This is a genomic window from Bacillus sp. m3-13 (genome assembly GCF_000175075.1).
Lineage (GTDB): Bacteria > Bacillota > Bacilli > Bacillales > Bacillaceae_I > Sutcliffiella_A > Sutcliffiella_A horikoshii_C.
Genome location: NZ_ACPC01000012.1, coordinates 32,749 through 54,500, shown reverse-complemented (window position 1 = coordinate 54,500; position 21,752 = coordinate 32,749). Strand labels below are relative to the sequence as shown.

The 21,752-nt window shown below is 40.3% G+C and carries 21 protein-coding genes, 1 pseudogene and 1 other annotated feature; all 22 genes and pseudogenes read right to left on the bottom strand.

The genetic code is table 11. The features are described 5' to 3' along the window. Positions 1–104 precede the first annotated feature (104 nt). Complete coding sequence (locus tag M313_RS0105115; RefSeq protein ID WP_010193086.1) at positions 105–1,424, bottom strand: solute carrier family 23 protein; 1,320 nt, start codon at positions 1,422–1,424, stop codon at positions 105–107. A 154-nt stretch (positions 1,425–1,578) separates the two neighbouring features. Beyond that, positions 1,579–2,121, bottom strand: coding sequence for a bifunctional pyr operon transcriptional regulator/uracil phosphoribosyltransferase PyrR (gene pyrR / locus M313_RS0105110; RefSeq protein WP_010193085.1), 543 nt, complete (start codon positions 2,119–2,121; stop codon positions 1,579–1,581). Positions 2,122–2,328: 207 nt separating this feature from the next. Next, positions 2,329–3,244, bottom strand: a pseudogene (locus M313_RS22750) (RluA family pseudouridine synthase). After that, on the bottom strand, positions 3,241–3,708 hold the full coding sequence (lspA, locus tag M313_RS0105100; protein ID WP_010193082.1) for a signal peptidase II: 468 nt from the start codon (positions 3,706–3,708) through the stop codon (positions 3,241–3,243). The pseudogene M313_RS22750 and the gene lspA overlap by 4 nt, the downstream one beginning before the upstream one ends. 399 nt (positions 3,709–4,107) lie before the next feature. Beyond that, on the bottom strand, positions 4,108–6,876 hold the full coding sequence (gene ileS / locus M313_RS0105095; protein ID WP_010193080.1) for an isoleucine--tRNA ligase: 2,769 nt from the start codon (positions 6,874–6,876) through the stop codon (positions 4,108–4,110). A gap of 226 nt (positions 6,877–7,102) precedes the next feature. After that, positions 7,103–7,339: a binding site (T-box leader), on the bottom strand. A 92-nt stretch (positions 7,340–7,431) separates the two neighbouring features. Continuing rightward, positions 7,432–7,932: a DivIVA domain-containing protein gene (locus tag M313_RS0105090; RefSeq protein WP_010193078.1), complete on the bottom strand. Its 501-nt coding sequence runs from the start codon at positions 7,930–7,932 to the stop codon at positions 7,432–7,434. A gap of 79 nt (positions 7,933–8,011) precedes the next feature. Continuing rightward, entirely contained in the window at positions 8,012–8,785 is a 774-nt protein-coding gene (locus M313_RS0105085; RefSeq protein ID WP_029326347.1) for a YlmH family RNA-binding protein, read from the bottom strand. A gap of 69 nt (positions 8,786–8,854) precedes the next feature. Beyond that, positions 8,855–9,124, bottom strand: a complete 270-nt coding sequence (locus M313_RS0105080) for a YggT family protein (protein ID WP_010193076.1) — start codon at positions 9,122–9,124, stop codon at positions 8,855–8,857. Between the two features lie 6 nt (positions 9,125–9,130). Then, a complete protein-coding gene (locus M313_RS0105075; protein ID WP_010193075.1) occupies positions 9,131–9,598 on the bottom strand; it encodes a cell division protein SepF in 468 nt (155 codons plus the stop codon). Positions 9,599–9,614: 16 nt separating this feature from the next. Then, positions 9,615–10,301, bottom strand: coding sequence for a YggS family pyridoxal phosphate-dependent enzyme (locus M313_RS0105070; protein ID WP_010193074.1), 687 nt, complete (start codon positions 10,299–10,301; stop codon positions 9,615–9,617). Then, complete coding sequence (gene pgeF, locus M313_RS0105065) at positions 10,298–11,131, bottom strand: peptidoglycan editing factor PgeF (protein ID WP_010193073.1); 834 nt, start codon at positions 11,129–11,131, stop codon at positions 10,298–10,300. Before pgeF ends, M313_RS0105070 begins: the two co-directional genes overlap by 4 nt. Positions 11,132–11,235: 104 nt before the next feature. Further along, on the bottom strand, positions 11,236–11,496 hold the full coding sequence (locus tag M313_RS0105060; RefSeq protein ID WP_010193072.1) for a YlmC/YmxH family sporulation protein: 261 nt from the start codon (positions 11,494–11,496) through the stop codon (positions 11,236–11,238). A gap of 168 nt (positions 11,497–11,664) precedes the next feature. Continuing rightward, the gene (sigG, locus tag M313_RS0105055; RefSeq protein WP_010193071.1) at positions 11,665–12,444 is read right to left on the bottom strand and encodes an RNA polymerase sporulation sigma factor SigG; all 780 of its coding nucleotides are present in this window, start codon (positions 12,442–12,444) and stop codon (positions 11,665–11,667) included. A gap of 142 nt (positions 12,445–12,586) precedes the next feature. Continuing rightward, positions 12,587–13,306, bottom strand: coding sequence for an RNA polymerase sporulation sigma factor SigE (gene sigE / locus M313_RS0105050; RefSeq protein WP_010193070.1), 720 nt, complete (start codon positions 13,304–13,306; stop codon positions 12,587–12,589). A 48-nt stretch (positions 13,307–13,354) separates the two neighbouring features. Then, entirely contained in the window at positions 13,355–14,284 is a 930-nt protein-coding gene (spoIIGA, locus tag M313_RS0105045; protein WP_010193069.1) for a sigma-E processing peptidase SpoIIGA, read from the bottom strand. A 622-nt stretch (positions 14,285–14,906) separates the two neighbouring features. Then, entirely contained in the window at positions 14,907–16,076 is a 1,170-nt protein-coding gene (gene ftsZ, locus M313_RS0105040) for a cell division protein FtsZ (protein WP_010193067.1), read from the bottom strand. A gap of 224 nt (positions 16,077–16,300) precedes the next feature. After that, positions 16,301–17,593, bottom strand: a complete 1,293-nt coding sequence (ftsA, locus tag M313_RS0105035) for a cell division protein FtsA (protein WP_010193066.1) — start codon at positions 17,591–17,593, stop codon at positions 16,301–16,303. 113 nt (positions 17,594–17,706) lie between these two features. Next, positions 17,707–18,069, bottom strand: coding sequence for a small basic family protein (locus tag M313_RS0105030; RefSeq protein ID WP_010193065.1), 363 nt, complete (start codon positions 18,067–18,069; stop codon positions 17,707–17,709). 2 nt (positions 18,070–18,071) lie between these two features. Then, positions 18,072–18,788, bottom strand: coding sequence for a DUF881 domain-containing protein (locus M313_RS0105025; protein ID WP_010193064.1), 717 nt, complete (start codon positions 18,786–18,788; stop codon positions 18,072–18,074). Positions 18,789–18,827: 39 nt separating this feature from the next. Then, a complete protein-coding gene (locus M313_RS0105020) occupies positions 18,828–19,514 on the bottom strand; it encodes a DUF881 domain-containing protein (RefSeq protein ID WP_010193063.1) in 687 nt (228 codons plus the stop codon). After that, positions 19,498–20,304, bottom strand: coding sequence for a cell division protein FtsQ/DivIB (locus tag M313_RS0105015; protein WP_326929586.1), 807 nt, complete (start codon positions 20,302–20,304; stop codon positions 19,498–19,500). Before M313_RS0105015 ends, M313_RS0105020 begins: the two co-directional genes overlap by 17 nt. Positions 20,305–20,396: 92 nt before the next feature. After that, positions 20,397–21,305, bottom strand: coding sequence for a UDP-N-acetylmuramate dehydrogenase (gene murB, locus M313_RS0105010; RefSeq protein ID WP_010193060.1), 909 nt, complete (start codon positions 21,303–21,305; stop codon positions 20,397–20,399). Between the last annotated feature and the right edge of the window lie 447 nt (positions 21,306–21,752).

Sequence of the window (21,752 nt, the reverse complement as noted above, 5' to 3'; positions counted from 1 at the left end):
TACTTAGGTAAACAAGTGGGTAGTACTAGTACTGCCGAATCTTCCTTGTTTACTAAGTGTTCGCCTTGCACCCTTCTCAGCCTCTCTGGACTTCTATTAAAAGGTTAAGCTACTGTATTTTGTTTTTCTTCGTATTTTCTTTGCTCTGTTTTTTCTTGTTCATCTTGTGGCAAGACAAGGTTTAACACCACTCCGATAATAGCTGCCATTGCCATTGCAGGAATTTGGAAGTTATCAATCTTGATGAATGCCCCGCCGATTCCGATGACTGTAATGACAGCCGCAATGATCAAGTTTCTTTTTATATTAAAGTCTACTTTATTATCAATTAACATTCTTAATCCGCTTGATGCGATAATTCCGAAGAGTAGAATGCTTACTCCCCCCATGACTGCGCTTGGTACTGTGCTGATCAATGCTGCGATTTTACCGATGAATCCGAATGTGATGGCAATCACTGCCGCTCCTCCGATTACAAACACACTGAACACTCTTGTTATCGCAAGAACACCGATGTTTTCCCCGTATGTTGTATTAGGAGGTCCTCCTAGTACTGATGCAAGCATCGTTGCTACTCCGTCTCCAAGAATGGAGCGGTGAAGGCCCGGCTTTTGGATGAAAGGTCTGCCTACCACTTTACTTAATACCATTTGATGACCGATATGCTCTGATAAGGTTACAATGGCAACCGGCACCATGATGAAGAAGATCGATGCATTGAAGCTTGGTGTGTAGCTGACAAATGGGATAATAAAGTCTGGTACTTGAATCCAGCTTGCTTCTTTAACAGGTGTTAAGTCAACCAAGCCTGTAAAATAGGCTATCAAGTATCCGGAAACTATTCCGATCAGGATAGGGACCAGGCTGAAGACTCCTTTTAAGAATATGATTGCTCCGATGGTGATGGCTAAAGTGGCCATCGCCACCAGCAAGTGCTTCACGCTGTAGATTAACTCAGATTCCGGCGCTCCCGGGTTTTCATACATGGCCATATCTACCGCCACTCCAGCTAAACCTAAACCGATAACGATGATAATCGGTCCTACTACAACAGGTGGCAAAAGTTTCATAATCCATTGATGTCCAAGTTGTTTGATTAACAATGCAACAATTCCGTATGCTAATCCTGCCATGAAACTTCCGATCATGGCAGCACCAGGCCCGCCAATTTCAGTTGCTAAAACGATTGGTACGATGAAGGCAAAGGATGAACCAAGGTATGCCGGTATTTGCCCTTTGGTAATGAGCAGGTATGCGAGTGTCCCGAGTCCGCTTGATACTAATGCTACTGCTGGACTTAAGCCCACTAAAAGCGGAACGAGGATGGTTGCGCCAAACATGGCGAATAAATGCTGCAGGCTTAAAATCAACCACTTGGGTTTACTTGGTACTTCGTGTATGTCTAAAACTGGTTTCTCTCTCATAAGGTTAACCTCCCGTATTTTCCCATAAAAAAACTCTTTGTGCAGCGTGATGGCACAAAGAGGTAGAGAGGTTCCAGGAAATCCGCCAGCAGCGGATTCTAAAACCAATTCACCCCTTTGCCAGCCTCACGGGACTGCAATTAAAAGGGTCTATTTATTTATCATGAATGCTTACTTGATCGTTATTATCAATTTCAGATAGTTCCACTACTATCTTTTCATTACTTGCTGTGGGAATATTTTTCCCAACAAAATCCGCTCTAATTGGTAATTCTCTATGACCTCTGTCTACTAGGACTGCAAGCTGGATTTGTGAAGGTCTTCCAAAATCCATCAGAGCGTCCATTCCCGCCCGGACCGTTCTTCCTGTAAACAGGACATCATCTACCAAGATGACTTTTTTATTATTAATGTCCACCGGAATATCAGATCCCTTTACAAGTGGTTCATTATCAGAAGTTTTAGTTGTCAGATCATCTCTATAAAGGGTGATATCCAACTCGCCTACTGCGATATCTTTTTCCTCTATCTGATTGATGCGCTCGGCCAACCTTTTAGCCAAGTGAATTCCTCTTGTTTTAATTCCCACAAGAACGGAGTCTTCCACACCTTTATTGCGTTCGATAATTTCATGAGCAATGCGTGTTAACGCTCTTCTTATTGCCTGCTCGTCTAAAATCAAAGCTTTTTCCGACATTTATTTTCACCCTTTCTTGCCTTTACTTGTAACGAGAAACAAAAAACCTCTCACCGTATGATGAGAGGTTTTTGTACACGAAAATAGAGGGATGGCTATAGATATAGCTGCTCCATTCGCATATGCCGTTACCTTCTCAGCCTCACGGGACTGTCGTTTAAAGGTCTTATTCAACTAGAATGATTATCTCAAAATAATATTAATCTGTCAATGGTTTTTTAAATGTTTTAAAACGCGCTCGAATTCTGGCGGATTAGGCGCCTCGAATTCCATGTACTCTTCCGTACGGGGATGAATAAATCCAAGGATACCTGCATGTAAAGCTTGTCCCTCTATATCGAGTGATTTCTTCGGACCGTATTTCGGGTCACCTGCTAAAGGATAACCAATATATTTCATGTGCACGCGGATTTGATGCGTTCGTCCTGTTTCAAGCTGGCACTCAATGTGCGAAAAGTCTTTGAACCGTTCGATTACGCGGAAGTGAGTCACAGCGTTCCTGCTGTTTTCATTTGTTACTGTCATGGCTTGGCGATTCTTTTTTATCACGTCCAATTGGCGCATCTACCGTGCCTACATCATGCGCAATAACACCGTGAACGATTGCCTGGTACTTTCTTGTAACTGTCTTGGCAACTAGTTGATTAACAAGCTTTTCATGAGCAAAATCATTTTTTGCCACCATTAATAACCCTGAAGTGTCCTTGTCAATACGGTGAACAATTCCCGGTCTTAATACACCATTGATACCTGAAAGATCGTTACAATGTGCCATAAGGCCATTCACAAGTGTTCCTGTTACATGGCCAACAGCAGGGTGAACAACCATCCCGCGAGGTTTATTAACCACAATAACGTCCGCATCTTCGTAGTAAATATCAAGATCCATTTCTTCCGGCACGACATCCAATGCCTCCGGTTCCGGAATGGTGACCGTTATATTATCACCAACACTACATTTATAATTTGGCTTTGTTTTCTCTCCGTTAACAAGGATTTGCCCCTCTTTGATCCATTGTTGGACCTGTGAACGGGACCACTCTTCATTTTGAGTGGAAAGTACCTTGTCGATACGGTCATTTTTTTGTGATTCATCAATCTGAATCGTCATTGTTTCTGTCATTTTTTTGATAACTCCTTCTCTTTCTTGCCCTCAAGTATCGTTAGGATTAATATAATCCCAACGCCTATTACTAATGCAGAATCGGCTACATTAAAAATAGGGAAATCGTAGGTGAAGATGAATGTGTTGATAAAATCAATTACTTCTTGGTGCAATAAACGATCGATAAAGTTCCCTATCGCGCCACCAAGCATCAGGCTTAATGCAAGTTTCATCCATGGCTGATCTTTTGGAAGCTTTTGCAGGTATACGATAAGTCCAATAACAACACCAACTGTAATAATGTAAAAAAAGTACATCTGGCCTTCAAGTATCCCCCATGCAGCACCTCTGTTGCGGTGGGAAGACAAGTACAAAAAGTTATGTATGATCGGAATGTTTTCTCCAATTTCCATATATCTTACTACCAACCATTTTGTTAGTTGATCGACAATGATAATTCCAAGTGCAATAAGATAATACATCTTAACACGTACCCCCAGGTTTTTATATGTACTTTAGAATTATAGCAAATAGAGGGTGGTAAATAAAGCTGATAGTAAACATTATCCTTACATCGGGAGCGTATGACTACCTGTGACTTTGAATATTGGGAAACATTGTCCTCATTCTGGGCGTATGACTACCTTACCCACTGAAAAGTGTAAAACATTGTCCTCGTTCAAAGCGTATGACTACCTTCCCCATGTAAAAGTGCCAAACATTGTCCTCGTTCAAAGCGTATGACTACCTTCCCCACTGAAAAGTGTAAAACATTGTCCTCGTTCATCCTGTATGACTACCTAGTGCTAATGCAAAACTTAATTAAAATATAATAATAAAACCTGCGCCAACATTTGTCAGCGCAGGTCTTTTTAAAAGTATTAAGCACTATAATTTTCTTTCACTACAGTTGCACAGCGAACACAAAGTGTTGGATGATCTTTATCTTCTCCAACTGTCGGTGTGACAACCCAGCAGCGGTCACATGTTTCACCTTCAGCAGGCGTAACCGAAATGGCTACTCCTTCAAACACATGAGCACTCTCTGGAGCTTCTTCTTTCACGCCAGCAACTTCCAAACCGGAAACGATGAACAATTGCTGAACATTTTCTTCGATGGAATCAAGCAATGCCTTAGTTTCCGCATTCGGATATAAAGTGATTTTTGCAGCAAGGGATTTTCCGATAACTTTTTCGTTACGGGCAACCTCTAACGCTTTTAACACATCGTCACGTAATGCCATGAATTTATCCCATTTTTCTTCAATCGCATCTGCACCGTCAACAGGCAATACATCCGGCATATCAACCAGTTGGACACTCTCTTCTTTTACAAAATCGATGTGTGACCATACTTCGTCAGCTGTATGAGGAAGAATTGGTGTTACAAGTTTTGTCAACGCAAGCAATGTCTCATAAAGAACGGTCTGGATTGCTCGGCGGTCATGCTGATCTTTTCCTTCGATGTAAAGAATATCTTTCGCAAAGTCAAGATAGAAGGAACTTAATTCAATCGTGCAGAAGTTGTGAACAGCATGATAGATGCCAGCAAACTCGTAATCTTCATAGGACTTTTTCACTTTGGTGATTAAGTTGTTAAGTTTGACCATCATGTAACGGTCCACTTCGCGAAGATCCTTCACATCCACCGCATTTACAGTAGAATCAAAGTCAGCAAGGTTACCAAGCAGGAAGCGGAAAGTGTTACGGATTTTACGATACACTTCGGCTACTTGCTTTAAGATATTATCAGACACTCTCACGTCAGATTGATAATCAACAGAAGCTACCCATAAGCGAAGAATATCTGCACCAAGTTGGTTCATTACCTTGGATGGAAGAACTACGTTACCTAGTGATTTACTCATTTTGCGCCCTTCGCCATCAAGTGCGAAACCGTGACTCAAGATTCCTTTATAAGGAGCCTTTCCTGTTACTGCTACACTTGTCGTCAAAGAAGAGTTGAACCATCCTCGATATTGGTCAGAACCTTCAAGGTAAAGGTCAGCAGGACGTTGCAGGTCATCTCTTTCTTCAAGAACGGATTGATGGGACGAACCGGAATCAAACCATACGTCCATGATGTCCATCTCTTTAAAGAAAGTACCATTTGGGCTTCCTTCATGTGTGAAACCTTCTGGAAGCAAGTCTTTCGCTTCTTTTTCAAACCAGATATTAGATCCATGCTCTCTGAACAGAGCAGATACATGATCGATCGTTTCGTCTGTGATAATTTCCTGGCCGTTTTCTGCATAGAACACAGGAATCGGAACACCCCATGCACGTTGACGAGAGATACACCAGTCTCCACGGTCACGAACCATGTTGTAAAGGCGAGTTTCTCCCCATGCTGGTACCCACTTTGTTTCTGCTACTGCTTCAAGCAATTGGTCCCTGATTTTATCGATGGAAGCAAACCATTGTGCTGTTGCACGGAAAATAGTCGGCTTTTTTGTACGCCAGTCATGTGGATAGGAGTGCGTGATAAAGTTTAATTTTAACAGCGCGCCTGCTTCTTGAAGTTTTTCTGTGATTGGCTTGTTAGCTTCATCATAGAAAAGTCCTTCAAAGCCTGGTGCTTCTTCTGTCATATTTCCTTTTGCATCAACCGGACATAATACATCAAGGCCATATTTCTTTCCGATGATAAAGTCATCTTCCCCGTGACCTGGTGCAGTGTGAACACAGCCCGTTCCTGCGTCAGTCGTTACATGTTCACCAAGCATTACTAACGAAGTACGGTCATATAAAGGGTGTTTAGCAACTACATGCTCAAGTTCTGCCCCTTTAAGTGTTTTCACAACTTTCGCATCTTCCCACTCAAGTGTGCTAGATACCGTTTCAAACAGTTCTGCAGCGATGATGAACTTGCTGCCATTTACTTCGACTACACTGTAATCTAGATCTGCATGCACCGCAATTCCAAGGTTAGCAGGAATGGTCCATGGAGTGGTCGTCCAGATGATGAAGCTCTCAGAACCATCTAGTACACCTTTTCCGTCTTCTACCTTAAAGGCTACATAAATGGAAGGAGAACGCTTATCTTGATACTCGATTTCCGCTTCTGCAAGTGCAGATTCACTGGAAGGAGACCAATAAACCGGCTTTAAGCCTTTATAGATTAATCCGTTCTTCGCCATTTCTCCGAACACTTTAATCTGTTGTGCTTCATATTCAGGTTTTAGTGTGATATATGGATTAAACCAGTCACCACGTACACCTAGGCGCATAAATTGCTCACGTTGGCGATCTACTTGGTCATATGCATACTCTTCACATAATTTACGGAAGTCTGCTACGGACATTTCTTTGCGTTTTACTTTTTTGTTTTTTGTAAGAGCTGTTTCAATTGGCAGACCGTGTGTATCCCAACCTGGAACATATGGCGCATGGTAGCCGCTCATGGATTTGTAGCGGACGATGAAGTCTTTTAGGACTTTGTTGAGTGCGTGACCCATATGGATGTCTCCGTTTGCATATGGAGGTCCGTCGTGCAAGACATACATTGGGCGATCTTTTGTGCGGTCTTGCACTTTTTTGTAGATGTCCATTTCGTCCCATTTTTGTTGTAGTTGCGGTTCGCGGTTTGGTAGGTTTCCGCGCATTGGGAATTCGGTTTTAGGCATTAGTAACGTATCTTTGTATTCCATGGTCTTTCCTCCAACTTTCACATTTTTGTTTTTTCATAAAATAAAGGTACTCATATACACCGCTGTTGATTTCCGCACTGGGCTTCGCTTTCCTAGGGGCTGACGAGAGCCTCCTCGGCAAGCCTGCGGGGTCTCCACCTAGCGCTATCTCCCTCAGGAGTCTTCGCCCTGTGCTCCAATCAACAGCTAAAAAATCTTCAAAAATAAAAAAATCCCCTCATCCCATGAAAGGGACGAGAGGATCTCCCGTGGTACCACCCTAAATTGACTTAGCTGCTTGAAGGCAGGTTTAGTCCGCTTTAGCATTCGTAACGTGAATGTGACGACAAGACTTAGAGGCATTATGCGTTCAGTCCCATGCTCTAGGGTGATTTTCACTTCTCTTCTTATACCGGGCTTTCACCGTCCCCGGTTCGCTATCATAAGTGGTAAGAGAAACTACTGTCCCTATCAACGCTTTAATATTTTTATAAAAAATAAGTGCATTTATTTATTGTATGAAAAAACTTTGATTTGTTTCGTTATTATACTGAATATAACCTTATATCGTCAAGGTTATACTCCACTTTCTTCTAATTCTTTATCTTTTTCTTCATATTCCATTAAATGTTCCCAGTCATCATTGTCGATTAGTTCCAACTGCGCTTCAACAAGCATCTTGAAACGGTTGCGGAAGATCTTTGATTGCTTCTTCAATTCGTCTATTTCCACTTGAAGCTTTCTGGACTTTAATAAAGATTCATTAATAATACGGTCAGCATTTTTTTCCGCTTCCTTGATAATCAGTTTTGCTTCTTTCTGGGCATTTCTTCTGACATCCTCTGCGGATTCTTGTGCCACTAGAATGGACTTATTTAACGTTTCTTCAATCGTGTTAAAGTGAGACAATCGGTCATTCAACTCTTTGGCCTTTTCCTCATGCTCTTTCTTTTCACGCAGAATCATTTCATAGTCCTTGATTACCTGGTCAAGAAATTCATTTACTTCATCTTCATCGTAACCGCGAAAAGCCTTGTTAAACTCTTTATTGTGAATATCAAGTGGTGTTAAGGGCATTGATGCCACCTCCATTAAAATCTCTACTGTTACTTAACATTATTCGACATACTCTCTTGTTTTCCTGCCGAACAAAAAATTATTTTTGTTTTCCTACAATAATTCTCCATTTGTCTTTCTTGGTTTTTCCATCTACAGTCAAAAGTTTACTTCTTCCAAATCCCCTTACGGAAAGGATGTCCCCTTCCTGGCATTCAAAGGCTGTCTGTTCAACAAGCTTCCAGTTAATCTTCACCTTCTTGGCACCAATCAATAACTGCGCTTTTTGTCTGGAAAGATTGTAGATGGAAGCAATCATAACATCTAACCGCAGGGATGCAGCAGTCGTAGAAGCTTCCTCCCAGCTTGTTTCAGTTGACTCTAAATTCTCAAGAGGCAACTCATTCAAGGAAACCTTCACTTTCCCCACTTCTTGTAATTGCATCTCAACAAAAGCACTCACTTCTGCGCTTAGTACTATTTGAATACTACTATCGTGAAAATAAATATCACCAAACTTGCTTCTTTTTAGACCAATACCCATCAAGGACCCAAGCACTTGGCGGTGTTCAATTTTCACAAACTTTTCGGGATAGGAAAGATCATAAGCCTTTAACCCGAAATCTTCTGCAGTGGGTTCGAGGTAAGGAGGATACAAGAGGGCTCGCTTTCTTTCGGCCCCATTCGCTCCCCCATGGAAAGCAAGCTTTACATCCTCATTATTGCCAACAACACTCTTTACAATTTCTTGCTCCCGAGGGTCAAGGAAATCTGTAAGTTTGGAAGCATACTGTTCTATAACGGTATCCTTCCATTCTAATACTTGATCAATAAATTCATGCTCTTCTTGACGAAAATGTTGATAAATACTCATCATATCACTCTACTCTTACAAAAAGTTAAGAAGGGAAACCCGTTAAAGTCGAGATTCCCTGCTTTAGTATTAATATAAGCCCAGCATTCTAAATAATGCTGCAAGCCCTAAGACAGCATATCGTAATACGAAAATAGCCACAATAGGAGAAATATCAATCATTCCTAGCGGCGGAATGATACGGCGGAACATGTCAAGATAAGGCTCACATATCCTTCCTAGGATCCTCCCAAATGATGATTCCCTTGCTCCTGGGAACCAAGACATAAAAATATAGATGATTAAAGCTATCGTGTAAATAAAAACTAAATCGTTCAATAACCTAAAAAAAACATCCATGTTAGTCTACCACCTCTTGTCTGTATATTCTTCCTGTTCTTGTTGCATAATTTCTGAAATAGACCCAGATACATCCACATTGTCTGGAGTGCATAGGAAGATATTTTGTCCAATGCGCTGGATATCTCCACCTATGGCGTATACGGTGCCACTTAGGAAATCTACAATTCTTTTTGCTTGATCCATATCAATTCGCTGCAAGTTGACGATGATGGCGCGGCGGTTCTTTAAATGGTCGGCAACGTCTTGTGCTTCCGAATAGGATCTAGGTTCATAAAGTACCACTTTAGATGTCTTCTGTACACTTTGCAGACTGACAACGTTCTGTCTAGAAGCAGGTTGTTGTGTGGTGCCGGATCTTGTTCTTCTTGGCTCCTCTACCACTTCTTCTTCCTCGTATACTTCCGATTCTTTGTACTCATATTCTTCATCATCTAAGGCAAAAAAACTTTTAAATTTTGATTTTATTGTCATACCTCACACCTCCAAATTATTGTTCGTTTCCTACAAGTGCACTTCCGATTCGGATAAATGTTGCACCTTCTTCAATGGCAATCTTGTAGTCATTGGACATCCCCATGGACAGTTCTGTACATGGCGCAAACGGAAGGTTCATCGATTGAATTTCTTGTTGCAGAGACTTTAATCCGCGGAAGCAGTTTCGTAACAGTTCTTCTTCCTCTGTAAAAGGGGCCATGGTCATTAAACCGACGATTTGAATGTTATGAAGGTCTGAGATCGTTTTTACAAATCCCGGGACTTCTTCTGGCGCTAGCCCATGTTTAGAATCTTCCCCTGATACATTTACTTGTATAAAGCATTTAACGGCTTTTTCTGCCCTCTTATGTATTTCTTCTGCTAGGGACTTGCGGTCCAAGGAGTGAATATAATCAACTTTACCGATGATATTTTTCACTTTTTTAGATTGTAAAGTACCAATGTAATGCCACGTTGCCTCATTGGAAATTGCATCCCATTTCTTTAAAAAGCCATCATCCCGATTTTCACCAAGATGTTTTACACCAGTGTTTATGGCCTCTTGGGCACGCTCTGTTGATACATATTTTGTTACGGCAATAATCTTAACCTCTTCTACTGAACGATTGACATTGTGACAGGCATTTCTGATATTTTGTTGAATTTCGGAAAGATTTGATTCGACTGATGGTTGGTTCATGCAAAATCCACTCCTTTCAAACCGATAAAACTCATCATTCTTCCTGTTTTCCCTTTATCCCGACGATGGGAAAAGAATAAGGATTCATCAGAGCTTGTACAAAAAGAGCTGCACAGGATGTTTTTCTCATTCACACCAGCTTGTAAAAGAAGTTCGTAGTTGACTTTTTTAAGATCAAGAGCATACTGCCCGCTTGAAACTTCTTTCATGTATTTTTCCTTTTCTACAGCAGGAAGTGCATCCACTATTCTATTAATAACATAATCATCTACAATATATGCTTGTGCCGATATGGCTGGTCCAATGGCTACTTGAATGGTATCCATGTTAACGCCATCTTCCACCCATCGGTTGATCATGTGACCGCCAATATTTTTCACGGTACCCTTCCAGCCGGCATGAGCAATCCCAACAAGCGAATGCTCCTTAGAATAAAAGTACAATGGCACACAATCAGCAAAACATAGTGTTAATAAAATGTCTTCACAATCTGTATAAATGCCGTCCGTTCCTGCCAAAGTAGTGTTGTAAGAGCAAACACCTTTTCCCTTATCATTGCTGTCTACTTTAATGATTTTATCTTCATGTGTTTGGTCGCATCCTACCCAATTCTGTGTAGGCATATTCAACACACTTGCCAAAATTTCTTTATTTTGACAAACAGCTTCAACTGAATCATTAACATGCAACCCCATGTTCAAAGCACTGAATTGTCCTTCACTGACTCCTCCATTTTTCGTCGTAAATCCGACAATAAGGTTGGAATTTTCCTTTTTCCAAGCAGGGAGGGACAGTGCTTGTTCTTTTTCCAGAACAAATGGCTCCGTCATTTATGACACCTTCTTTATTCTTACACTCATATTCTTTCATATTGTACCACATTTTTCTACTAACTTTGAATTATATTGTCCCTTTCGACAGTAATTTTCGCGTATCATTCCTCATATGTTGTCTCTACCTTTGTTTGATAACGCACAAGAATGACGTCTGCACCAATTTTGACAATATTACGCCAAGGGATTACGACTTCCTCATCCTTTCCGAAAAAACCAAGCATTTTTCCACCACCGGTAATGATAATCGCTTCAATTTTCCCATTCGTTAGATTTATATCTATATCACCAATATTACCTAGTTTTTTCCCATCAGAAACACTAACAACATCTTTCGTTTGAAAATCAGATATTTTCACCATTTTCATTCCTCCATTTTGTCTATCATACTTAACTATATGATATGTGTACCAGTCTTCATGAAGGGAAAAGAAAAAAGTTTTAATTGATATTACATACTTGTCCAAAAAAAGAACCAGTGATCCGTTTATAATTGGACACTGGCACTTTTATTTTTATATTTTACTGCATTAGCTTTGAATATTTTTATTCATCTGCTTGATTGCCGCCTTTTCCAGGCGAGATACTTGAGCTTGCGAAATTCCGATTTCATCAGCAACTTCCATCTGTGTTTTTCCTTGAAAGAAACGTTTTCTCAAAATAAGCTTTTCCCTGTCATTCAGGCGTCTCATTCCTTCTTTAAGCGCAATCTCCTCTATCCATTGGATATCCTTGTTCTTTTCATCACTAATCTGATCTAAAACATAGATAGGATCTCCTCCATCATTGTAAATTGGCTCAAACAATGATACAGGATCTTGGATAGCATCTAGGGCGAAAACAATCTCTTCGTGAGGCACTTCCAATACCTTTGCAATCTCTTCAGCTGTTGGCTCTCTGGATGTTTCACTCATCAATCTTTCTCTCACTTGCAGTGCTTTATAGGCGATATCACGTAACGACCTTGATACTCTAATTGGGTTATTGTCACGAAGATAACGTCTGATTTCCCCGATGATCATCGGTACTGCATATGTAGAAAATTTAACATTCTGACCTAAATCAAAGTTATCAATGGATTTCATTAATCCAATACATCCTACCTGAAATAAGTCATCGACAAATTCTCCACGGTTGTTAAACCGTTGAATAACACTTAATACAAGCCTTAAATTACCATTCACAAGCTTTTCACGAGCAGAAAGCTCACCACCTTGCATTTCGCGAAACAACTTCCTCATTTCTTCATTTTTCAAAACGGGAAGTTTAGAGGTGTCTACTCCACAAATCTCTACCTTATTACGTGTCATTCTTTCCCCTCCTAACAGGAGTTGCTGTTCAGAGTTAAGTATCTCCTCAGGAGGGAAAAATATGCATATGCAGTAATCTATCTATTCTGACAAATAATGTCATTCCTTATCACTGCTGGCATTATTCATTAAAAAAATTTTTTCACACCATTTTATTGAATTCTTTTCGAAGTCTTTTAATAATACGTTTTTCTAAACGGGATATATATGATTGCGAAATTCCTAGCATATCTGCCACATCTTTTTGCGTTTTTTCTTCGCCGCCAATAAGTCCAAAGCGTAGTTCCATAATTTGTTTTTCCCTATCATTTAATTGTTCTAAAGCTTTCAATAAAAGTTTTCGATCAACATTTGCTTCCAGATCTTTTGTGATGATATCTTCCTCAGTTCCTAACACATCAGATAGCAACAATTCATTGCCATCCCAGTCGATATTCAAAGGTTCATCAAATGATACTTCTGAACGAACCTTATTGTTCCTGCGCAGATACATTAAAATTTCATTCTCGATGCAGCGGGAAGCATAAGTTGCAAGTTTGATTTTTTTCTCAGGATTGAATGTATTTACCGCTTTAATAAGCCCAATTGTTCCAATACTGATCAAATCTTCAATATTTATGCCCGTGTTTTCGAACTTTCTTGCGATGTACACAACAAGTCTCAAGTTTCGTTCTATTAAGATGGATCTTGCAGCTTGATCCCCATTAGGCAGTTTGATGAGCAGGTGTGCCTCTTCTTCTTTTGATAATGGAGGAGGTAGTGCTTCACTTCCTCCTATATAATAAATTTCATCTGTCTTCAATCCGAGCTTGATTAATAATTTATACCATAAATAAGTAACCTTAATCTTTAGTTTCCCCAAAGTAATTCCTCCCTTTTTCTAATTCATGTCTGAGTTTCTGGCATAGCTTCATGAAACCTGCTCAACTACTTCCCCCTGTAGCATTTTCGGATGGAGGATACATACATAATCCCCTTCGGAAGAGAGTTTTGTTTTTGTCAGCCCCAGCAGAAATTTACTTGTTTCATACTGTTTGCCATCATGGTGAATGACAGCTTTATCCGGCTTAATTGCAAGCATCAAGCTGGTGCTTTTTCCAACTGCACGATATGGAATGATTCTTATTCTCTCCACCCACTTCGTCTCTTCTGAGAATGTCGGCCAACCTTGTGTTTGTTCAATGGAGTCCATGGCTTGTATTATTTCTTGAGGGATAAATGCATGAAGAGAGTCCACCTCTACAATCATGACCGGGGTTTTGGTAATAGGATCTAACAGCTGGTTTCCACTGTCCAAAAGACCTGGTAACGAAATCACTTCCTTTTCAACGGTAATAGAGATAGTGGCCAATTGATCATATTTAAATCTTCTTGTTTCTACTGCATGGAATTGCTTCTTTGATAAGTATAAAAGGGCCGGAAAACCGATGAGGACGAACATCCATGAAATAGGATCACCAAGTCCAGTGGTCAAGCTTTGAACTGTTTCATTGGCGAAACGTTGATCCACTTGCAAGGCGTAATGAACTGCCAGCATACCACCGCCTACAGAAAAGGTAGTAACATAGAATACAATTAGATTTTCTATAAATACCCTGAGCCTATGGAACCCGAATGCAGCGAGTATAATCGTGAGGGAGAAAAGCATTTTGACGAATGGATTTGCAACAATTGACTGTAGTGGGGTAAACATGAGTACTACAATTAAAGAACCCAAAAATGCCCCCAGCATTAGTCTCCAAGACACCATTTTTCGTTTCAGGATGATACCAGTAATCTTTAAAAGCAGGAAATCAAACCCAAAATTCAATAGCCAGATCGCATCTAAATATACGGTCAAGTTTAGTCCCTCATTTATACCTTTTTATGTTTGAAACTAGTATAAATCACTACTATTAGAAAGTCTGTCAGTTCCTGCCGATGGTAGAATACAATTTTTGAAGGTTTTTTTGCTTATTTGTCGGAGGGGATACTTAGAGGTAAGAAGGATGATGAAAAGTATTGTTGCTTGCTTTAACATCGCTGTTCCTTTCCGCAAATGGCTTCGCTTTCCGCTGGACGGTGCTTGAGCCTCCTCACAACGCTTCAGGGGTCTCAATCTACCGTTACTCCCCCGCTGGAGTCTACGCCATTTGCTCCAATCCACAGCTAAAATTAAGTAGATGTTAAGTTAATGCTTATCCAATGTTAACTAAGTAAGACGCTTTTTCATAAACCCTTAAATGAATGAAGTCCCCTAGTTGATTGGAGTGGAAGGCGCGAAGACGCCCGCGGGAGGAAGGGACAGGTGAGACCCCGGAAGGCGAAGCCTGAGGAGGCTCACGGACCGCCCGCAGGCAAGCGAAGCGCCTGGAACGGAAATCAACAGTTTTATATACTTTTATAATTTATTGTAAAAAAAGCACCAAACCATTTTCACTTGCAATGGTTTGGTGCTTTTTGTTTAGCCGGAGCTAATTAGATTAGCGGCGGCGATTTCTGTTGCGCAAGAATGTTGGAATATCCAACGTTTCTTCTTGTTGCTGTGGTTGTTGCTGGCGACGTGGCTCTTGTTGTTCCTGTTGTTGATGAACAGGCTCTTCACGTCTAACTTCGCGTTGCGGTTGTTGTGGTTTTTGTGCCGGAGCTTTTTGAGCGCCGAAGACTGGACGGGCACCTTGTTTTGTATGGTTAATTTCTGCTTCGCTGAACCCTGTAGCGATAACCGTTACAACGATTTCGTCTTTAAGGTTTTCATTGATTACAGAACCAAAAATCATGTTCACTTCTTGATCAGAAGCAGATGCCACGATGTCTGCAGCTTCCTGTACTTCATACAGGCTTAGGTTAGTTCCACCTGTAATGTTCATTAATACACCTTGAGCTCCGTCGATAGAAGTTTCAAGTAGAGGAGAAGATACAGCTTTTTTCGCTGCTTCTGCTGCACGGTTTTCACCTGTAGCAACACCAATCCCCATCAATGCAGAACCTTTGTTGGACATGATTGTTTTCACGTCAGCAAAGTCAAGGTTGATTAAACCTGGAGTAGCAATCAGGTCAGAGATACCTTGTACACCTTGACGAAGTACGTTATCTGCTTCACGGAACGCTTCTAACATTGGAGTGTTTTTATCAACAATCTCAAGAAGACGATCATTTGGGATAACGATTAACGTATCTACTCCTTCTTTCATGGAAGCAATACCGCCAGCTGCTTGAGTAGCACGCTTACGACCTTCAAAAGTAAATGGTCTTGTTACAACACCGACAGTCAATGCACCGAGATCACGTGCAATTTGTGCGATTACAGGAGCTGCACCAGTACCGGTACCTCCGCCCATACCAGCTGTGACAAATACCATGTCTGCACCTTTAAGGACTTCTTCTAACTGCTCTTTACTCTCTTCGGCAGCTTTTTTTCCTACTTCAGGATTTGCACCTGCTCCAAGTCCACGAGTAAGTTTGCCTCCGATTTGCATTTTCACTTCTGCTTTTGATAGGTTAAGAGCTTGAGCATCCGTGTTAACAGCGATGAACTCTACTCCTTGAACACCATGCTCTATCATACGGTTTACAGCGTTGTTTCCGCCTCCACCAACTCCGATTACTTTTATGGTAGCTAATTGATCGATACTGTTATCAAAATCTAACATGACTGTTCCTCCTATTTCTCGAAAGTACTTGCAAGCTAAAGCTAGTAACTGTTGAACACCGCTGTTGATTTGCGCACTGGGCTTCGCTTTCCGCGGGGCGGTGCTTGAGCCTCCTCGCTGAGCTGTGGGGTCTCAAGTCTACCGCTACCTCCAGCCGGAGTCTTCGCCCGGTGCTACAATCAACAGCTATGTTATCCTTAACTACATTTCTTTGACCTTAAACCTTATTCAAAGAATAGTCCGAAGAATTTTTTTACTTTGTTGCCTACTTTTTCTTCTTCGTTTACTGGTTGCTTTGCTTGCTTTACTTTTTGTTGAGTTTGTTTTCCACTACGTTTTTCCGGGTATTCGCTTGGTGCTGATGTAGTTTCAATTTTTCTGCCTTGCAGTTTTGCATTTTTGTATGCAAATTGGATAAGACCTACTCCTGTAGTATATTGAGGCTCTCTTACGCCTATATAATCGGGAACAGCTTTTCTTACATTATTGTTAAGTATCAACTGTGCCAATTCCAGGACACCTGGCATGGCTACTACACCGCCAGTTAATACATAGCCTCCAGGAATCTCCCGGACACCTAATCTTTTAATCTCGTTTTGTACAAGCTCAAAGATCTCTTCCATTCTTGCTTCTATAATATCAGAGATTTCAAGTTGACTGAATTGTTGATGCTGATCACTTCCGATAATCGGTACACTGAATACTTCTTCATCGGATGCATGGTCATAAAAGGCATGTCCATGTTTTTGTTTGATTTTTTCTGCGTCTTCTGTGGAAGTACGTAAACCTATGGAAATGTCTTTAGTGATGTACTCTCCGCCAACAGGTAAGACACTTGTTGCCTTTAGGAATCCATCTTCAAATACGGCAATGGTAGTTGAACCCCCACCAATGTCCACAAGCGCCACCCCTAGATTGCGTTCGTCCTTAGACAGGGCAATCGAACCAGAAGCAAGTGGCTGCAAGCAGATATCCGTTATTTCCAATCCAGCTTTCTCTACACAACGCAGTAAGTTATGTAAGACTGTTTTTGACCCAGTGATAAGGGTACCTTCCATCTCTAGGCGAACACCAAGCATTCCACGTGGATCATTAATTTCATCCAATCCATCAACGATGAATTGTTTTGGAATACAATCAATGATTTCTCTCTCTGGAGGGATGGAAAAGACTTGCGCGGCATCTATTACCCTAGCGATGTCTTCGTCCCCTATTTCCCTGTTTTCACTTGAAACTGCTACCACTCCATGGCAATCTTGAAGCTGTACATGGTTTCCGGTGACACCAACGACCACTCTGTTTATTGGCATCCCTACCATTCTCTCAGCCTGTTCAACCGCCTTATTGATGGAATGAACAGTTTCATCTATGTCTACTATAGATCCTTTTCTTAAACCTGTTGATTTTACATTACCGACTCCAATAATATTTAAAGTATCATTCACCATTTCTCCAATGATTACTTTAACACTGGATGTACCGATGTCCAAACTGACGTATATTTCATTGCTGTTCATTCTATGGCACCTCCTTCTACTCCTAAAAAAACCAATTATTTAAGAACAACATCAGAAAAACATATTATATTAGAAAGTATTCCACAAATATGATGTTTTCCCTTTTTTTAAAATCATTTTTTTTCGTTTTTTTCTTTAGAAAGCGACCATTTTGACAATAATATTCTTCTTATCACTGCTATGTTCTGAAAAAGCCTTACTCCAAAAGCAAAAACTGCAGCTAAATATAAGTCTACACCAAGATGTACGCCTAGAAAAGCTAAACTTGCAGCAAGTAGGATATTAAAGAAAAATCCGGATACAAATACTTTATCATCATAATTGTTTTGTAGATGGGCACGAATTCCACCGAATAATGTATCAAGTGCAGCAAGCACCGCAATCGATAAGTAATTGGAATATTCATCAGGAACCCGTATCTCGGAATATAGCCCCAAAACAATTCCCACAATCAAGCCCAGAAGAGGAAGCCACATGATCAGTTCCCCTCCTTCCCGGTTTTTACCGGTTCCAAATGCTTTACACGTATCTGTTCGTCATAAGCAGGAACGGTTACTTCATTAATAGGTGTGGAAACTTCTAGCAACAGATTTTCTATCGCAAATTCATCCATTGCCCGGGATACTTGGAGTCGATTATAAAGCTTCGTCGGGTCACTTGTAATAACGATGATTTCAAAGTTTGCATTAGGTATCCACGCATTGTTTACCTTTGTCCTACCATTTATTTCTCTAATTATCGTATTGCTGACAATCCGCTGGTTGGCAATACTTATTTCTTCCACTCCATAGGAATTCAATTCATTAACAAACCTCCTGAGGAGATCTGCAGATATGTTTTCCTGTACATTACCTAGGACATCCTCGTCAAACAATGGTTTGACTGTTAACTTTATGCCCGGTCCCTTCATTTCTGTTAGCCCTGCTTCGACTTTTAGTTCTTCCAACGTTTCCCGAACGATAGCCTCTTTAGATTCATCACGTTCTTTGGAATAGTCTTGAAGTATTTTGTCATACTTTCTTATTTCTTTGATAATTTGTGATTGTATTTCTTGCTCCTGATTCAAATCGCTTCTAAGTTGCCATGTATCGCGCGTATCACGAATGATTGGCTGCTGTACGGTTTGAAATTGAATGGCAATCATCAATCCTACAATAATTGTAATCATGGTAAAACTAAATTTGCGTTTGTCCATCTTGAACACCTTACCTCACCACAAAGCATGCATTCAGCCTTATTGAATAACAGGGTCAAGAACTACTTGATCTTTTTTTTGCATCTTCACTGTAATATTATCAGCAACCAGTTGATCTTTCACCCCGCCTAGGATACTGAGTGCAGGTATGAGCACCTCGGAGTCTCCAATGGCAGTTATGACGAACGGCGCAGGATATTGATTTCCATCAATGGTTATAACAGGACCATTGCAAATGATATAGGAGTCTTTAGTAATTCTTTGTCCGTTTATTGCTATCGCTGCAGCACCAGATATAAACAGCTCATTCATTACCTTAAACACATGACTTTCATGTACAATATAATTATTGATATTCTCATCGGAAGGAACATAAGAGGCGTCTGCTAAGGTCACTTCCACCCCTTCTCCCTGGACTTTAACATTTCCATTGAACATGCGGAGCTTTTCCACATCTTCGACCAAGTTAAATAAAAGTTGTTCACCTTCTGCAAGCTCTTCTTCTATGGATTGAATCGCTTCTTGTTTTTCTTGTAATTCATTTTGCAATTCCAGGTTTCGTTCTTCTGTCCTGATTAAGGTTTCCCTAATTGCCCTATCACGTTGCCATTGTCTGTCTGTACCTACGACTTCTTCCTCGTTTGTAAGTTGAAACGAGTAAGAGACGATAAATCCAAGGACTAGACAAACAAAGGACAAGACAACATGTTTACCTGTCACTTTCATCTGTTTCTTCCTCTTCCTCTCCACCTGTATCGTACGGTTTGAAGAATGTACCTACTTCCAAGTTAATGACACCTTTAACTTCTGGATCCAACTGTTCCACAATGGAAGGATAGGCGGCCATCTTGTCCGAGAAATCTCTGATCGTTGCACTTACTTCATAACCGTCATTCATGAACATGGTTATATGGTAAGGATCGATATCCGTTGGTGTATGATGTATTTCTGAAATAGAGTAGATAATGGATTCAGGTAATTTTATTAATTCGACAATAAAATTCTCCACCATCTCCCCGTTTTTCCAATTCAGCATGAGTGGAGCATCATCAGGCAAAGAATCCTCTTCATCCAAAACAGAGAGCATTTTGCCATTTTCCATGACAGGGTAATAGTTTCCATTTTCATATATATATGCTATCCGCTTAAATTCATCGATCGTGATCTCAACACTGTTAGGAAAGATCCTCTGAACTTCCACTGATGCAATTTCTTTGTGTTGTTGAATTAGTTCAGCTGCTTTTTCTTCGTTCACACGCCAGATGCTTGTCTCTTTGGTCACACCACTTAATGTTATGACTTCCTCATCTGTTACATGTAAATTACCGCTTACAGTTAAGCCAGAAACCTTACTTAGTGGAGATTGCGAGTAAATGATCAAAAACAACATAATGAAGAATAATGAAAGATAAATAATTAATCTTCTGTTAGCTTTTTGTTTTCTCTGTTGTTTGATTTTAGGTACACGGTCTTCTAGCGTCACTACTTTCCCTTTTTCCATTAAAAACAATTTCACCCCACCGCGCGCCTTGAAGCTACGCATGTAATTTACAATGATTTTCTAGCATAATTATATCATATGTGGGGTGAAAAAACGGAAAAAAACTACTATTTTCTTCCTATAATTTCAACTTCCGTTTCTAATTGGACATTGTATTTCTCAAGGATCGTCTCCTTAATGTATTCAATTAGGTCCAATACATCCTGAGCTTTTGCGCCATCATCGTTTACAATGAAGTTTGCATGCATATCAGAAACTTTCGCGCCGCCAATTTTGTGTCCTTTTAGCCCGGCTTTTTCAATCAGCTGTCCAGCATAATCCGGAAGTGGATTTCTAAAAATACTGCCGGCACAAGGGTACGAAAACGGCTGAGTATCACGTCGGTAATCTTTATTTTTTTGAAGTTGTGCGACTACTTCTTCTCTATTTCCTTGTTCCACAATCAAGACGGCTTCTAAACAAATCCCCGGTCGCTCTTTCTGAAGGAGCGACGTGCGATAGGAAAAATTCAGTTCATCTGCCGTCAACCATTCCATCTTTCCATCTTCAAACAAGATATGAGCTTTTTTTAGTACTTTAGACATGTCAGAGCCGTGTGCACCTGCATTCATATAAACTGCACCACCTACTGAACCAGGGATGCCTCCAGCAAACTCAAGGCCGGTTAATCCTTTTTTACTGATGATGGTAACGAGCTTGATTAAGGAATATCCTCCTCCAACATGCACTTCATCACCTTCTAGTTCAAAGTGATCCATTCCGTTCCCGAGTTTTATTACGACCCCTTCAATACCAAGGTCTGAGACCAATAGATTGGATCCGCGGCCGATTGCCGTCCATTTCACCTTGTATTTATTGATGGTCTCCATTGTTTCTTGAAGTTTTTCTAAACTTTTCGGCTCCACAAGTACATCTGCTGGACCGCCAATTTTCATTGTCGTATGATTTGCAAGTGGTTCATTAGGGAGTACCTTGCCCACTTCTTTCTCTTGTAGTTCCTTTAATAAAGCTTCCATATAAATCCTCCTAAATCCACGTTCATATAACAACTTTCATAACTTTATAAAGGTAGATAAATAATCCTTCGTCCTATTCGTGATGTAGGCACATTAATCATTACTAATATTCTATGCACATTGTATACTATCGGTACACCGGCCCATCACATCGAAGGTTTGAAGTTCAGGTCATGACTATTATGTAATTCGTTAAAAAAGGACTATATTTACATACCCTATAGTTCATAGATTATAAACCTGTTATTTGTTATTTACATTTTTTCATTGATGAAAATACATGTTATGAAATGTAGATGTGCAAACATTATTCGCACAATACTTTAATAGTATATCCCTTGTTAAAGATGTGCAACGAATATTAGTTATTGTAATCAAATTTTTTATTTTTTGTCATATTATGTCCTGATATGTAACACAAAAGCACTTACTCTGGTAACTGCCAGA